The sequence below is a fragment of the Vibrio pacinii DSM 19139 genome (genome assembly GCF_000711795.1).
In the GTDB taxonomy this organism is placed as follows: domain Bacteria; phylum Pseudomonadota; class Gammaproteobacteria; order Enterobacterales; family Vibrionaceae; genus Vibrio; species Vibrio pacinii.
In genome coordinates, this window is record NZ_JONH01000030.1 from 1 (window position 1) to 15,290 (window position 15,290).

Annotated in this window: 14 protein-coding genes; 1 reads left to right on the forward strand and 13 read right to left on the reverse strand. The window is 40.7% G+C overall.

Features of this window, described 5'->3' with window-relative positions; genetic code table 11:
• Nucleotides 1–99: 99 nt before the first annotated feature.
• The 11 genes from BS19_RS14405 to BS19_RS14460 form a co-directional block, all read right to left on the reverse strand.
• Nucleotides 100–285, reverse strand: a complete 186-nt coding sequence (locus BS19_RS14405; RefSeq protein WP_038176174.1) for a hypothetical protein — start codon at nucleotides 283–285, stop codon at nucleotides 100–102.
• 1 nt (nucleotide 286) lies between these two features.
• The gene (locus BS19_RS14410) at nucleotides 287–886 is read right to left on the reverse strand and encodes a DUF6338 family protein (protein WP_038176175.1); all 600 of its coding nucleotides are present in this window, start codon (nucleotides 884–886) and stop codon (nucleotides 287–289) included.
• 189 nt (nucleotides 887–1,075) lie between these two features.
• Nucleotides 1,076–1,705 (reverse strand): FMN-binding negative transcriptional regulator, encoded by a 630-nt coding sequence (locus BS19_RS14415; RefSeq protein WP_038176176.1) that lies wholly within the window; start codon nucleotides 1,703–1,705, stop codon nucleotides 1,076–1,078.
• 608 nt (nucleotides 1,706–2,313) lie between these two features.
• Complete coding sequence (locus tag BS19_RS14425; RefSeq protein WP_038176180.1) at nucleotides 2,314–2,844, reverse strand: MltR family transcriptional regulator; 531 nt, start codon at nucleotides 2,842–2,844, stop codon at nucleotides 2,314–2,316.
• 625 nt (nucleotides 2,845–3,469) lie between these two features.
• Nucleotides 3,470–3,721: a TIGR03643 family protein gene (locus tag BS19_RS19885; RefSeq protein ID WP_084186001.1), complete on the reverse strand. Its 252-nt coding sequence runs from the start codon at nucleotides 3,719–3,721 to the stop codon at nucleotides 3,470–3,472.
• A 1,971-nt stretch (nucleotides 3,722–5,692) separates the two neighbouring features.
• Complete coding sequence (locus BS19_RS14430; RefSeq protein ID WP_038176181.1) at nucleotides 5,693–6,250, reverse strand: hypothetical protein; 558 nt, start codon at nucleotides 6,248–6,250, stop codon at nucleotides 5,693–5,695.
• Nucleotides 6,251–6,299: 49 nt separating this feature from the next.
• Nucleotides 6,300–7,151, reverse strand: a complete 852-nt coding sequence (locus tag BS19_RS20235) for an IS3 family transposase (RefSeq protein WP_038176182.1) — start codon at nucleotides 7,149–7,151, stop codon at nucleotides 6,300–6,302.
• A complete protein-coding gene (locus BS19_RS14440; RefSeq protein WP_038176183.1) occupies nucleotides 7,148–7,456 on the reverse strand; it encodes a transposase in 309 nt (102 codons plus the stop codon). Before BS19_RS14440 ends, BS19_RS20235 begins: the two co-directional genes overlap by 4 nt.
• A 741-nt stretch (nucleotides 7,457–8,197) precedes the next feature.
• Complete coding sequence (locus BS19_RS14450; RefSeq protein WP_038176187.1) at nucleotides 8,198–8,566, reverse strand: VOC family protein; 369 nt, start codon at nucleotides 8,564–8,566, stop codon at nucleotides 8,198–8,200.
• A 1,757-nt stretch (nucleotides 8,567–10,323) separates the two neighbouring features.
• A complete protein-coding gene (locus BS19_RS14455) occupies nucleotides 10,324–11,307 on the reverse strand; it encodes a hypothetical protein (protein ID WP_038176188.1) in 984 nt (327 codons plus the stop codon).
• The gene (locus BS19_RS14460; RefSeq protein ID WP_038176189.1) at nucleotides 11,304–11,843 is read right to left on the reverse strand and encodes a hypothetical protein; all 540 of its coding nucleotides are present in this window, start codon (nucleotides 11,841–11,843) and stop codon (nucleotides 11,304–11,306) included. The genes BS19_RS14455 and BS19_RS14460 overlap by 4 nt, the downstream gene beginning before the upstream one ends.
• 2,351 nt (nucleotides 11,844–14,194) lie before the next feature.
• Here BS19_RS14460 and BS19_RS20240 point away from each other — a divergent pair.
• Complete coding sequence (locus BS19_RS20240; RefSeq protein ID WP_017053838.1) at nucleotides 14,195–14,371, forward strand: DUF6435 family protein; 177 nt, start codon at nucleotides 14,195–14,197, stop codon at nucleotides 14,369–14,371.
• An 85-nt stretch (nucleotides 14,372–14,456) separates the two neighbouring features.
• On the opposite strand, the gene BS19_RS14465 is transcribed toward BS19_RS20240, so the two are convergent.
• The gene (locus BS19_RS14465) at nucleotides 14,457–14,939 is read right to left on the reverse strand and encodes a nucleotidyltransferase domain-containing protein (protein WP_038176191.1); all 483 of its coding nucleotides are present in this window, start codon (nucleotides 14,937–14,939) and stop codon (nucleotides 14,457–14,459) included.
• A 132-nt stretch (nucleotides 14,940–15,071) separates the two neighbouring features.
• A partial coding sequence (locus BS19_RS20435) for a type II toxin-antitoxin system RelE/ParE family toxin (RefSeq protein WP_084186003.1) occupies nucleotides 15,072–15,290 on the reverse strand: 219 nt, incomplete at its 5' end.

Here is a 15,290-nt window from a genome sequence, read left to right on the forward strand (position 1 = left end):
ACCACCCAACCTAAAGCATTGTACCGTAAACACTAAAATTGAAGTAGAAGCAAAAATGCCAGGCGTTGAGAATCCCTCTTAAATTGTTTGTTATATGCTTTACTCAGCGCCAGGAGGAGTCGGTGTAGGGTTTGTAGGGCTGTCACCTGCACCAGTAGGTTGATAACCGGCACCAGGCTCACCACTTGGCATAGGTGCTGGCTGGGAAGGCTGGTAGCCTTTGTGTAGATCTGAAGGTGATACTTGTGGTTGATAGCCATTATTTGAAATTTTTCTTTCTGTCATTTTAAACGTCCCTAAATTCAATATGAGAGATTTCGCTGGTCAAGATAATGACTCCGGCAGTTTTGTTTATCGCTCGCTCAAATGAGCCATCACTTCCAAGTTTCCAGGTTTGCTCGAGGTATAACTGCTCGTCAGCAGGAGAACTGGAAGCGAACGATTTTGGACCATAATAACCTGCTATAACAGTTCCATTATTAAGGATTACTTTCACCCAATAACATCTACCTTGTGCAAAAAAGTAGTCCCATGGTTTCTGGGTTGGATGGTGTATGTTTTTCTTAAATTTTTCCGATTCCCTTAACGCTTTCCATGAGAAAGCTAAAATAACGGGGAACACCATTAACACGAAAACGTAAAAGAAAATATATAAATTTGGGTGTGCGATTTTGAAACTTTCAGATCCTGTTCCAGTTTCAACGGCAACGATAAACCAGTACATAATGGCATAGTTTATACAACTATATGTAACTGCATCGACTAACTGCTTTGATGAGTCCTTCAAATGGGAGGGATAAAGAAGCTCATAAGTTTTCATACTTATAAAGCCGGGAATAACAAACATGATGAAAAGTTGTAATTTATCTATATCCCAAATGCTCATTTCTGATTCCGTTCAATATAGCGTTCTGACACATCATATCATAAGACATCCATATGCATATAACGCCCAATTAAGGTGTGAAGCACGCGACCACGGCACTTCACTTGACCACCGTAAACACTGAGCTAAACCCAAACCAAAAATGCCAAGCGTGCTGAATCACTCTTAAATTGTTTGTTAGCATACAAACTAAAGTTGAGCGCTAACCATTGCAGCCATAGTTGTTGATGCATGATCTCCATGTGCATTCAAACCACTAATTACACCTTGTTTGTTCACTTCTGGTTGGTTCTGACTGAGTTTCCATTGACCAGAAATTGAATTGATTATGATCTCCAATCCTACAACTGCTGGCAACATTTTATCTATGAACTCTTCTGGTGCATCCGTTATAGACCATGGGTTATCCAAGGTGGATTCATGCTCCGTTGTTAGTTTATCTATAACACTATAAATCCATTCAGTGTCGTGTGAATAAGATATGCTCCCCTTAGCATGAACCACAACATAATTCCAAGTCGGCACCGCTTTACCATTTTCAGCTTTTGTCGGATAGTGATTTGGCGATATATAGCAGTTGGGACCATTAAAAATCACTAACACTTCTGACCCAGATTCCACTTGCCTCCAGATTTTATTGGCTTTTGCCACATGAGCCTTTAAAACTAACTCATCATTGACTTTTTCAAGTAGCACAGGAAGATGAGTGACCTCAATACCGTCATATGAATTCGCAACTAATGTTGCAAATGGATATTGCCGCATTATTGAAACCAAATCTTCAATATTTTCCTGTTTAAATTTTGCTGGAATGTACAATTTACCTCCTTGTATGCTAACGCCGCGTTAAGTAGTGAGCAACATTGCCACCTTACCTAAACCATTGTGCCGTAAACACTAATTTCAAAGCAAACCGAAAATGCTAAGCGTTGCGAATCTGCCTTAAACGCTTTGTTAGTTGCCATTCTAAACCTTTGATTTCCAATCCATTACCACTTTGCCAACACCGTTTTTGAGCGCCTTGAAAAACTCAAATCAGGCGCAGTTTCAAAGCGCCTGCCACTGAAACCACTTGGAATTAGCAACGCCGTAGAAAGCTGGCTGAAAGCACCCCAAAAACCTTTTGGAAAGGCAATGTCACAAGGCTGACTTTCAACAAGTGAATTAGCGTCTGAAACGGCAAAACAAAACCACAACATTAAACATCGAACACAATTTCAGCAAACCACAACCAGATACAAAACCGAGCACAATTGCACAATTCATTAGCCTTAATTTTTCTGATTTAGCTGGGTTTTTCCCACTGGCAACTAACGCCGCGTTAAGTAGTGAGCAACAATGCACTGGACTGAACCTTGCCACCGTAAACACCAAAATTCTACAGAACCAAAACTGCCAAACGTTGCGAATCTGCCTTAAACGCCTTGTTAGTTTTCATTTTCCAATTTACGCTCCAAGTCACTTACTAAACGAGACTTTAAAATTGATATTCCAATACCAAAATCTGACTTTGAACGCTTTATTAACCCCATGGCAGCTGCTTCATGCTCTGATATATCTGGTTTCGAAATATAAACTTCCTTTCTATTTCGCTTTAAGCCAACGAGCTCATCCATTTGATTCTGACCAGCTTTGAAAAAGCTCATTAATTTCAAAATTTGAGCAACTTCTTCAGATTCTAATCTTATTAATCCCGTTGTATGAGCCAACTTATTTCTAAGCTTTTTCAATAGTTCAAGATCTGTGTAATTATCATGTCGAATATAACCAAAAGCATAGAGCATTTGATACTTTGACGAAAATGTAGACAAAGGGCCTGATGCATCGAACATAGATTTTATACGTTTATTCGACACGTTATTATGTGTAAATACAAGTTTGAGCATTTTGTCTAAGAGATTCTCAACATCTGCAACTGATGTAATTACTACACCTCTGTCTGACTCTTCTATATCCACGAACGTGATCTCCTTTGAAAACTAACGCCGCGTTAAGTAGTGAGCAACATTACCACCGAACCTAAAACATTGTGCCGTAAACACTAAATTCAAAGCAAACCAAAAATGCCTAGCGTTGCGAATCTGCCTTAAACGCCTTGTTAGTTGCCATTCTTAACCTTTGATTTCCCGTTCATTTCCACTTTGCCAACACCGTTTTTGAGCGCTTTGAAAAACTCAAATCAGGCGCAGTTTCAAAGCGCCTGTCACTGAAACCACTTGGAACTTACAACGCCGTAGAAAACCGACTAAAAGCACCAAAAAAACCTTTTGAAAAGACAATGCCACAAAGCTGACTTTCAACAAGTAAATTAGCGCCTGAAACGGCAAAACAAAACCACAACATTAAAAATCGAACACAATTTCAGCAAACCACAACCAGACAAAAATCGAGCGAAACTGAAAATTTCATTAGCCCTAAATTTTCTGCCTCAGCTGCGTTTTTACCGCTGGCAACTAACGCCCAATTAAGTAGCCCGAAACGCCCTGGCTCACTTTCCGCATTGCTCGGTAACACCAAACCCGACGCAACCAAAAGTGATGAGCGTTGAGGGTCTGCTTAAATTGTTTGTTAGGTGTGAAGCGATTACCGGTGCTTATACTGAGTTGGACAATAACCTTTAGTAATACTTGGGCTACGTAATTTCATATGCTTTGTATTTCGACCGGATACTCGTCTACGCCATAATTTAAAACTATTTGATTTGAGCCGACTACGCATAAACCGAATAACTTCTGATTCATTCAAACCAAATTGAAGCTCTATCGCTTCAAATGGTGTGCGATCTTCCCACGCCATTTCTATAATTCTTGACTCGATTTCTGAGGTCAATTCCATTTCAAACTACCTACTTTGAAATGGCAAGTTCTACGTTCAAACTGGAGTTTTAGTTCAGATAACTGATAAACACCTAACGCCCAATTAAGTAGTGAGTAACGCACTGACCAAGCCGCTGCAAACCACTTAAAACACAAAAGCCAACGCATAGTAAATTCGCCAAGCGTTACGAATCTGCTTGAATTGTTTGTTATGTTTTACCACAAATGACTGATTTATTTGGCCAAGAACTACTTTATTGACCGCATTTCAAGAAGTGAATCACACACTCAAACTCACTTGGCCGCCAGATGCGCTAGACACAAAGCGCGTAAGTCCACTTCCCTGCCCAATGAGGCAACCCGACAAAGGTTCAACAAGCGCCCTCTCTTTCCAACCACAGCGCAGAACAATGGCAAATTGCCGAGGCAACTGCCAAGCCAACATGCTACTTGGCAAATACGCTGAAAGCGCCTTAGAGCCAATGACATTTAAAGCCAACCGCCACGACCTGAAAATGAAGCAACCCACGAATATTGGCATGTTTTACGGGCTGAGAAATTCAAGAATTTAGGCCGACAATGCGGATTTGCTGAAGTAACTCGGACGGACTGCCAAAGGGACAAAGAACATAGATCGAAGAAACTTTAAGCCACTGAAATACAAGTAAACATAACGCCCTGCTAAGGGGTGAGCAACGCAATACCGAAGTCGCAGCACACCACCTTAATCACTAAAATCAACGCATAGTGAAAATGCCACGCGTTGCGAATCCCTCTTGAGCAGTTTGTTAGTTTGCAGACCCAAAAGTTTGATTTTACGTTATTTTAAACTTTGCAAACAACAAACTTTATGTGCTTTGATGCATTTAAGTCAGACGTAGTCTAAAAGCGGCTACTCAATGAAACCACGTGGAACAAACAACGCCGCAGAAAACGAACTCACAACACCAAAAAGCGCTTTTGGAAAACCAATCTCACAATGCGGACTTTCAACAAAGCCAATGAAACCACGTGAACTTACCACACCAGAGAAAACGCCATTTCAGCGAGTAAATCGGCTTTTGTACCAACAAACTCAACGAGCAGAGTTTCAGGAAAAAAGTTCGACTCAGTTAACCCCAAAGCCACCGCACCAAAGAACAAATCAACCGTTGAAACGATGCCAATTTTGGATTTTCACCACGCTAATTAACACTGAAATTGAACGCCGATACGACAATTTCAACTTTGAGCCTTTACACTAGATCTTGCGATATAGTTGCGTTTTTCCTCTTGCAAACTAACGCCCAATTAAGGGGTGAGCAACGCTACCACCCAAACCTAAAGCATTGTACCGTAACCACTAAAGTTGAAGTAGAAGCAAAAATGCCAAGCGTTGGGAATCCCTCTTAAATTGTTTGTTATGTTTTACCACAAACACATGATTTACTTGAGAAAGAACTGCTATTTCTAACTAGTTTTCTGAAGCAAACCACAAGTTAAGAACCAACTTGGCTACCAAAGGCGGCCAACCAGAAACGAGTAATTCCACTTCCCTGCCCAATGAGGCAACCCAACGAACTTTCAACAAGCGCCCTTTCTTTCCAACCAAAGCGCAAGACAATGGCAAATTGCCGAGGCAACTGCCAAGCCAAAATGCCAATTGACTAAGAACCTAAAAGCGACTTTGAGCCAGTTAAACAAGAAACCAACCGCCACGACCTGACAATGAAGCAACCCACGAACATTGGCATATTTTACGGGCAGAGAGGCTCACGAACTTAGGCCGACAATGCAGATTTGCTGAGTCTACTAGGACGAATTGCCAAAGGGACAAAGAACAAGAGCCTAAGACATTTAAGCCTTTGAAATACAAGTAAACATAACGCCCGCTTAAGGGGCAGCCAACGCTACTACTAACTTTCCGCATAACACCGTAACCACAAAAACCAACGCATAGTAAAAATGCCACACGTTGGCTGTCCCTCTTGAAGCGTTTGTTATGTCACGTCTAAAAGCGAGGCGCATACCCACAATCTGGATACGGAAGGTACGAGTTTACGCAACGCATAAATAATAAATATTTTTCAACCGATTCATGAAACTCGCCTTTGTCGCCAATTGAACGGTCTTTGTAAGCATGAATTGCGTTGCGCCGCTGTTGAATCAATTCAATGTACGGATACCACTCTTTGCCAAATAGATCCTTTTTTCTTATAAACTGCTTTAATTTCTCCAAAGTCATCGAATCGGGATCTACTTGATTTCCTCTACTGATTATTTTATCCACATCATTTGAGTAATCTTTATAATAAACACTCAAAAAAAGTTTGAGCGTCCCTTCAATTAAAGCACCAAGGTTCGCCCAGGCAAGTATTAACTCGCCATCGTAACAATCTTGACTAAAATCCCATTTTAATAGGGTTCTCGAAAGTGAAACCTGCCAATCTAGGCGTGACTTAGACATCAAATCCGCAGCTTCGATTGGAGCCCAGCCATGACTATTTCCCCAAAACTCTGCTAATTTTTCATTTCCAGATATTATATTTAAAACATTTGATTCAAACATTTTGCTCCTTAGTGACTGGTGTACCCCACGAAAAGTGGACACAACATAACTACACACTTTCGAACTCAGCTGGACTCACATAGCCCAACGCTGAGTGCTTTCTATTTCGATTGTAATAGATCTCGATATATTCGAAGATCCCCATTCGAGCTTCCTCTATATCTTGGTAGTCTTCTGCATATATCAGCTCGACTTTCAGTCGACTGTAGAAGGACTCCATCACCGCATTATCCCAGCAGTTGCCCTTACGGCTCATGCTCGGCACACCTCCATGCTTACGCATGAAGTCCTGATAATCATGTGCTCTATATTGTACACCACGGTCTGAGTGGATTATGACGCCCTTAGGCGGCTTACGTGACTTAAACGCCATTTTCAGGGCATTCGTAATGAGTTGAACCGTCATCGTTGTATCTAGCGACCAACCAACAATACGCCTCGAATGCAGATCTAGTACCGTGGCTAGGTAGAGCCAACGGCTCTTCACCCAGATGTACGTAATGTCCGTCACCCATTTCTGATTAGGGCTCTTTGCTTCGAAGTCTCTTCTTAACAAATTATCCGCCACATTAGTCATCGCTGCCACATCCTTAGTGTATTTGAACCCTATCCCATTACGTGCTTTGATACCCTTTTCTTTCATGATATCAGCAATATAGTTGACGCAGCAGGCATAGCCTGCTTGATTCAGCTCATCGGTGATTCGAACTGAACCATAGCGAGCACGATGCTTCGCAAAGGTACACATGACTAACTGCTCAAAGCGGCATCGACGCTTTGAACGCTCACTCGGCTCTCGATTTAACCATTTGTAATAACCACTCGGCGAAACGTCCAAGGCGTGGCACATATGAGTGATTTTGTATTCCCCAACAGAGCTCTCGATATACTCGTACTTCACTCTTGGTTCTTCGCGAAGTACGCCGACACCTTTTTTAGGAATTCCATCTCATCACGTAGACGCTTGTTCTCGCGCCTTAGCGCTCGGAGTTCTTCGGACTCTTTCTTCGAATAATCGACACCGTCTAAGGTGTTAAACTGTTTATCAGATAGGCGTGTGAACTGGCGCTTCCAGTTCCGGATTTGCTGGGCACTGATGCCCAGTTCCTTAGCAACGGAGACTGCTGTTCGGCCAGGAAGACTGGCCAGGCGCACTGCTTCTTTGCAGAACTCTTCGGTGTACGCTGGATTACGATGTTTAGCCATAAATCACCTCTCAATTAGACCCTAGATCTAACTTAGTAAAGTGTCTACTAAACGTGGGGTACTCGGTGACATAACGCCGCATTAAGTGGTGAGCAACGCTAAACACCAATGCTTCAACAAACCACTTAAAACGCAAAAACTGAATTTACACTAAAAACGCCAAGCGTTGCGAATCCGTCTTAAATGCTTTGTTATGCAAATTCAATAAGATAAACATAAAGTTACACTAAATTCGATAAAGAAAACAATCAAAATGTTGGTTAAGTGAACCAAGAATCAGCCAAAGCCTGAACCGTGACAAATAAGCCGCCAAAACAAAGTCCACCTTTCAGCAACAAACCAAACTTTTGAACCAGAAAAATTCAACGAGCAAAATATCCAGCAAGTACAAAATGATCGATTAATTTGCCCTTTCCACACTTTGCGACCGCAAAATTCACGACGCGCCAACGCGAAAAGCAATTGAGGCAAACAAAGAATCTTGTCTGTTTTACGGGTTGAGTTGACCACAAATTTGAAGCCGAAAATGCTCATTTGCCGACAACATAAAACAAATGGCCGGAGAAATCCCAAAGATTAAACCCCTAAATTTACCTGAGTTGCATAACGCCGCGTTAAGTGGTGAGCAACGCAGACCACCTGGCCTAAATCATTGTGCCGTAAACACTTAAGTTGAAGAACACCAAAAATGCTGAGCGTTGGGAATCCGTCTTAAACGCTTTGTTATATGCGTAGTTTCAACTACATAAAGACTGCTTCAAGTTTGTTTCCATCAACATCTCGGACAAACGCCGCATAGTAAGTTTCACCGTACTCAGGACGCAAACCTGGCTTGCCTGCACACGAACCACCAAGCTCCAATGCAGTAGCATAAAACTGGTCAACGGCATCTTGATTCGGCGCATTGAAAGCAATGTGAGTACCGTTACCCGAAGATGCAACATTTTCACATGGACAACCGACCCAAAACTCAAAATTTTCGCCGTAGGCAGCAGCTACATTTTCGATGTAATGAGAGCGTTTTATGGACAAAGCGGATAGAACTGAGTCGTAAAAAAACACAGCAGATGCCACATTTGAAACACCAACTGAGACGTGATTTAAAATCATTTTAAACTCCCTTTTGCTCAAAGATTTTGAAAGCATATAACGCCCAATTAAGGGGTGAGCAACGCTACCACCTTACCTAACGCATTGTACCGTAAACACTAAATTTGAAGTAGATACAAAAATGCCCAGCGTTGGGAATCCCTCTTAAATTGTTTGTTATGTGAATTTAGCTATGAATTCAAAATAAACCACCGTAGAAACAAAGAAATTTTAATAAGTTACCTGCAAAAACGATGCTAACCAAACCCTAAATTTCACAGCGATCTGAGCCAAAGAGAGCCACTTGCAGAATCAACAACAAAGAAAGCACCCTTTCAGCCATAACCAAACCTTTTGCTTCAGCGGACTTTCAGAGCTGAATGTCAGCAAGCAAATCACTCAAAAAGACATTTCAATTAAAGCGATTTGAAACCCACAAAACTCAAGACAAAGCAGATCAAAAACTCCATTGAGGCAACCCAAGAACCTTGAAAACAATCAATCTCAAGTTGTTCAAGAATCCATTTCGACTAAGCCAACTTGCCGATGACACGGAACGAATTCTCAATGAAATCGTAGATTTAACCTTAAAAACTCATCCAACACATAACGCCCAATTAAGGGGTGAGCAACGCTACCACCCAACCCAAAGCATTGTACCGTAAACACTAAATTTGAAGTAGAAGCAAAAATGCCAAGCGTTGGGAATCCCTCTTAAATTGTTTGTTATGTGAATTTAGCTATGAATTCAAAGTAAACCACCGTAGAAACAAAGAAATTTTAATAAGTTACGTGCAAAAACGATGCTTACCAAAACCTAAATTTCACAGCGATCTGAGCCAAAGAGAGGCGCTTGCAGAATCAAAAACAAAGAAAGCGCCCTTTCAGCCATAACCAAACCTTTTGTACCACCAGACTTTCAAAGCTGAGCTTCAGCAAGAGAATCAATCAAAAAGACATTTCAATTAAAGCGACTGGAAACCGCCGAAACTCAACACAAACCAGATACAAAACTCCATTGAGGCAACCCAAGAACCTTGAAAACGATAAATCTCAGGTTGTTCAATAATCCAGTTCGACTACAAGCCAACTTGCCGAAAACACGGAACGAATTCTCAATGAAATCGTAGCTTTGACCTTAAATACTCATCAAACACATAACGCCGCATTAAGTGGTGAGCGACGCTAAACACCAATGCCTCGACAAACCACTTAAAACACAAAAACTGAATTTACAATAAAAACCCCAAGCGTTGCGAATCCGTCTTAAATGCTTTGTTATGCAAATTCAATAAGATAAACATAAAGTTACACTAAATTTGATAAAGAAAACAATCGAAATGTTGGTTAAGTGAACCAAGAATTAGCACAAGCCTGAGCCGTGATAAATAAACCGCCAAAACAAAGTCCACCTTTCAGCAACAAACCCAGCTTTTGAACCAGAAAAATTCAACGAGCAAAATATTCAGCGAACTCGAAATTCTCGATTGGCTTGCCCTTTCCACACTTTGCGCCCGCAAAATTGACAACGAGCCAACGCTAAAACTGATTGAGGCAAACAAAGAATCTTGCCTGTTTTACGGTTTGAGTGATCCAAGAATTTTGGTGTGGAAATGCTGATTTGCCGACAACACAAAACAAATGGCCGGAGAAATCCAAAAAGATTAACCCCTAAATTTACCTGAGTTGCATAACGCTGCGTTAAGGTGTGACAAGCGTTTGCCATACTTGAGCGAAGCGAAACCGGCAAGCGTTTGGAATCACTCTTAAACGCTTTGTTATGCGCCTTTAAGGTTTTGTAAACTATACAAAATATTTCCATGCACATCATTTATTAAGTATTTATCGGACTCAAAAATTGTTGGCATATAGTCTTTAAACTCTTGCACTGACTTAACCCCATTTAAAATTGCTGTTTGTACCGCTCCCTGACAACGTGTAACCCCATAAATCATCACCTGACTATATAGCTCTAATTGCTCAGGTGTAAAGTCAATAGATCTGAAGCCATGATGCGTTGAGTCATTTCTGAATATGCGTATTTTCTCTAGCACATTTACCAATTCTTTCTTCCAAAAAAGGTAATTCTCATGACTCTCCAACTCTCTCAACATTTTGTGATCAACTAAAATCCCAGCCTTTCCGTTAGGAAAGCCTAAAAACCATCGAATATATACAGCAACATTATCCTTTTCCGATTCTTTTAACAGAGCTTCCACTGCAAACCAGTTAAAAAGAATTTTTAACTGAGAATTATTCTCGTGTTTACTGTTTCTAAACCAATGTAAAGATCGCAAATATCGCGCACTTAATTCAGAATTTTGGGCTAGTATGCAGTGAGTGACATCTACCCTTTGTGTATTTCCTTGATGAGTCATAAATGACATGGTCGGCTGATATTTCGATAGCTTTAATTCATGCAACTTTCCAGAGGAAAGATCTTTTACAAAGCCAATGGAAGACAGAGCATAATTAGATATAGGTACTTCAATTGATTTAAGATCTAAAATTTCTTCAAATCTACTTTCTGCGCTAGAAACAGCAGTTTCTAGCGCATTACTATCTACTATCGTAGCTATCCGAGCACAGTGACGATATTTAGTAAAATCAAGATTCAATTTCTTGGCACATGCTTCAAGTGCAATAACTTCTTCTGGTGAATCTGCGCTTGAGGAACGTAGTTCAACATTCGAATACACAGTTGTCGTAGGTAAACAAACGCTCGCCATTTCAAGAACTTTGACAATCAAATATGGTTTCATTTTCGTGATTCCACTATAGTATCGACAAGCTTTTGGAGCACAACTCTACGAACCTGTCCTTCAACCTGTTTATGAAGTATTCGCTTCTTACTTTTAAGATAGCGAACTAGAACAGATATGGGTTTGTATGCATTTTGAGTAATGACTAATTCACCAATAAGATCAAAGGTTTCAGTCTTGATAGTTCTTTCAAAAAGAAGATACTCAACAAGGCCTGTAAACTGCTTTTCATTATTTACTGAATAGTAATATTTCAGTCTCATTCTTAACAGTAGCTCTTCATCATGCTTGCTGTCATATAGGGCGCGATCAAACAACACAACTGATTCATTATCAAAGGTCTTAATGGCCAGTTCATACCCTAGAATTATTGTTTTTATATGACTAGGTTTTAACTCTTGCATTTTATTATAGAAATACTTAGCTTCAAGTATTCGGCCGTTTTCAATCAAATATTTTACGTATTCACTTAGCCGTTTAAGGTACTTCTTGTGGTCTGTGGGAGTGTCTCTGAACTTCTTTTCGATTAATTCCAATACTCACCTCGTTATACAAAATATGTCACTTGCTCTGGGCGCATAACGCCGCATTAAGTGGTGAGCGACGCTAAACACCGAAGTCTCGACAAACCACTTAAAACAGAAAAACTGAATTTACACTAAAACCGCCAAGCGTTGCGAATCCGTCTTAAATGCTTTGTTATGCAAATTCAATAAGATAAACATAAAGTTACACTAAATTTGATAAAGAAAACAATCAAAATGTTGGTTAAGTGAACCAAGAATCAGCCCAAGCCCGAACTGTGACAAATAAGCCGCCAAAACAAAGTCCACCTTTCAGCAACAAACCAAGCTTTTGAATCAAACAAAATCAACGAGCAAAATATTCAGCGAACTCGAAACTCTCGATTGGCTTGCCCTTTCCACACTTTGCGCCCGCTCAATTTACAACGAGCCAACGCTAAAACTGATTGAGGCAAACAAATAATCTTGCCTGTTTTACGGTTTGAGTGATCCAAGAATTTTGGTGTGGAAATGCTGATTTGCCGACAACACAAAACAAATGGCCGGAGAAATCCAAAAAGATTAACCCCCTAAATTTACCTGAGTTGCATAACGCCCAATTAAGGGGTGAGCAACGCTACCACCCAACCTAAAGCATTGTACCGTAAACACTAAATTTGAAGTAGAAGCAAAAATGCCAAGCGTTGGGAATCCCTCTTAAATTGTTTGTTATGTGAATTTCACGCTGCATTCAAAGTAAACCACCGTAGAAACGAAGAAATCTTAATAAGTTACGTGCAAAAACGATGCTTACCAAAACCTAAATTTCAAAGCGATCTGAGCCAAAGAGAGCCACTTGCAGAATCAAAAACAAAGAAAGTGCCCTTTCAGCCACAACCAAACCTTTTTCGACACCAGACTTTCAGAGCTGAATGTCAGCAAGCAAATCAGTCAAAAATACATTTCAATTAAAGCGATTTGAAACTGACGAAACTCAACACAAACCAGATCCAAAATTCAAGTGAGGCAACCCAAGAACCTTGAAAACAATCAATCTCAAATTGTTCAAGAATCCATTTCGACTAAGCCAACTTGCCGATGACACGGAGCGAATTCTCAATGAAATCATAGACTTAACCTTAAAAACTCATCCAACACATAACGCTGCATTAAGTGGTGAGCGACGCCAAACACCAACGCCTCGACAAACCACTTAAACACAAAAACTGAATTTACACTAAAACCGCCAAGCGTTGCGAATCCGTCTTAAATGCCTAGTTAGCTGCTGCACTTTTGCTAGCAACTTACGCCAAAATGCCTAATTTGAAACACATTATTGCTTTCAAACGGCAAAGTAAAATGGACAGCTGTGAAATTGAAACCTAATCCACGAAATGATCCTGGCAAAGAAGAAATAACCGAGAACATCACCATTCCTGAGTATGATAATTTGCAAAGAATTCTATCGAAAAAGTCAGCCATAGAGCACTCGAAACAAATTTAGGGATCCATCAATTTCAAAATCAAAGAAGCCGCGCCAACGAACTTAACAAACACAACACTTCCCGTAAGCAGACTTCGTTAAGTTCAAACGCTTCCCGAAAAGTGCCACTGGCGAGATAGTTTAGAACCGATATTTATCCGGTGTGTAGCTAGAAAACCAAAAGCCTTCCCACCTTAAATTCACAGCTTTTCTTAACCCCAGCTAACGCCGCGTTAAGTAGTGAGCAACACTGCCACCTTACCTAAACCATTGCGCCATAAACGCTAAATTCAAAGCAAACTGAAAATGCCTAGCGTTGCGAATCTGCCTTAAACGCTTTGTTAGTTGCCATTCTAAACCTCTGATTTCCAGTCAATTTTCACTTTGCCAACACCGTTTTTGAGCGCGTTGAAAAACTCAAATCAGGCGCAGTTTCAAAGCGCCTGTCACTGAAACCACTTGGAACTTAAAACGCCCTAGAAAACTGGCCAAAAGAACCCAATAAACTTTTTGGAAAGACAATGCCACAAAGCTGACTTTCAACGAGTAAGTTAGCGCCTGAAACGGCACAACAAAGCCACAATATTAAAAAATCGAACGCAACTTCAACAAACTAGAGCATAGAGACAAATCTGAGCACAATTGCACTATTCATTAGCCCTAAACTTTCTGACTTAGCTGCATTTTTACCGCTGGCAACTAACGCCCAATTAAGTTGTGAGCAACGCTACCACTTTACTCAAGCACTTCACCGTAATCACTAAACAAATTGAAACTGAAAGCGCCGAGCGTTGCGAATCAGCTTGAATTGCTTGTTAGGTTTGTAGCCGAAAGTTACCTTCGAATGAACTTTATTACTCACTCTGCGTAACAAATAGCTCAACCATTAGCGGAGCCCTTTATGTTTTCTTTTCTAAAAAGCAACCCTGCCAAAAAACTAAAAAAGCGTCACTCAATGCTTCTTGAACAAGCTATGCAAGCTCAAAGAAAAGGCGACATACGAACTTACTCTCAGCTAACGGCTGAAGCAGAAGAGGTTTTCAAGCAAATTCAAGATATAAGCCCTTCGAAAACCTAACGCTGCGTTAAGGTGTGACAAGCGCTTGCCATACTGTGAGCGGAGCGAAACCGGCAAGCGTTTGGAATCACTCTTAAACGCTTTGTTATGGCGCTGAACTTGAAGTCAGCTGCTGAATGTCAATTAGGTCTACTTCCCTACCCAATATTCGTTTGTACTTTACCAGTTGATGAGTTGAAATTACTTGTAATTCGATGCCTTCATAGCTTTTGACAACTGACTTTGAAAAGTCGATTTCCAGTTGATGCCACGAACCGTCCAATGCTGATTGAATTTTGGTATTTTGAGCCAAGCCTATTTCAATTTTTTGATCTCGATAGATTAGCTGAAAATACTCTAAATCCCAGCCATATTCGGAGTAGTGCGTAAGTGGCTTAGAAACATACTGGGCAACGCGAGCTAGTACTTTATTTGCATCTGAATTGTGGATATAGAGGTCAATGTCTGCAATTTCACGACTACCACCATGAATCGTTGCCGCTAAACCACCGACAATTTGGTATTCGATACTCTCCGATTCCAAAAGACTTTTCAGCCAATTCAAGGCTACTTTTACTTTCTCGTTCATATAGCTCCCTAGCTGATTTTTGCCCTGCGCCATAACGCTGCGTTAAGGTGTGACAAGCGTTTGCCATACTTGAGCGAAGCGAAACCGGCAAGCGTTTGGAATCACTCTTAAACGCCTTGTTATAACACGGTTTTACACGTCACTTTCCGTCAAAATCTGACGGCAATTACGAACTGTTAGCACCCGAACTTCATGGCTTAAACTGTAAATAATACGATAGTGCCCAAAAATTATTTCGCGATAATTTGTATGGAGAATTTCAGGAACGAAACGACCCATTTCTGGCGTACTTCCTAACAATTCTGTTTTATCGAACACTTCATTTACCCACTTTTCTGCAGCCGATGGGTT

What these genes read in the sequence shown, in the direction of transcription:
- BS19_RS14405 (WP_038176174.1), bottom strand. Translation starts at nt 285, where the DNA reads ATGACAGAAAGAAAAATTTCAAATAATGGCTATCAACCACAAGTATCA.
- BS19_RS14410 (WP_038176175.1), bottom strand. Translation starts at nt 886, where the DNA reads ATGAGCATTTGGGATATAGATAAATTACAACTTTTCATCATGTTTGTT.
- BS19_RS19885 (WP_084186001.1), bottom strand. Translation starts at nt 3,721, where the DNA reads ATGGAATTGACCTCAGAAATCGAGTCAAGAATTATAGAAATGGCGTGG.
- BS19_RS14430 (WP_038176181.1), bottom strand. Translation starts at nt 6,250, where the DNA reads ATGTTTGAATCAAATGTTTTAAATATAATATCTGGAAATGAAAAATTA.
- BS19_RS14440 (WP_038176183.1), bottom strand. Translation starts at nt 7,456, where the DNA reads ATGGCTAAACATCGTAATCCAGCGTACACCGAAGAGTTCTGCAAAGAA.
- BS19_RS14450 (WP_038176187.1), bottom strand. Translation starts at nt 8,566, where the DNA reads ATGATTTTAAATCACGTCTCAGTTGGTGTTTCAAATGTGGCATCTGCT.
- BS19_RS14455 (WP_038176188.1), bottom strand. Translation starts at nt 11,307, where the DNA reads ATGAAACCATATTTGATTGTCAAAGTTCTTGAAATGGCGAGCGTTTGT.
- BS19_RS20240 (WP_017053838.1), top strand. Translation starts at nt 14,195, where the DNA reads ATGTTTTCTTTTCTAAAAAGCAACCCTGCCAAAAAACTAAAAAAGCGT.
- BS19_RS14465 (WP_038176191.1), bottom strand. Translation starts at nt 14,939, where the DNA reads ATGAACGAGAAAGTAAAAGTAGCCTTGAATTGGCTGAAAAGTCTTTTG.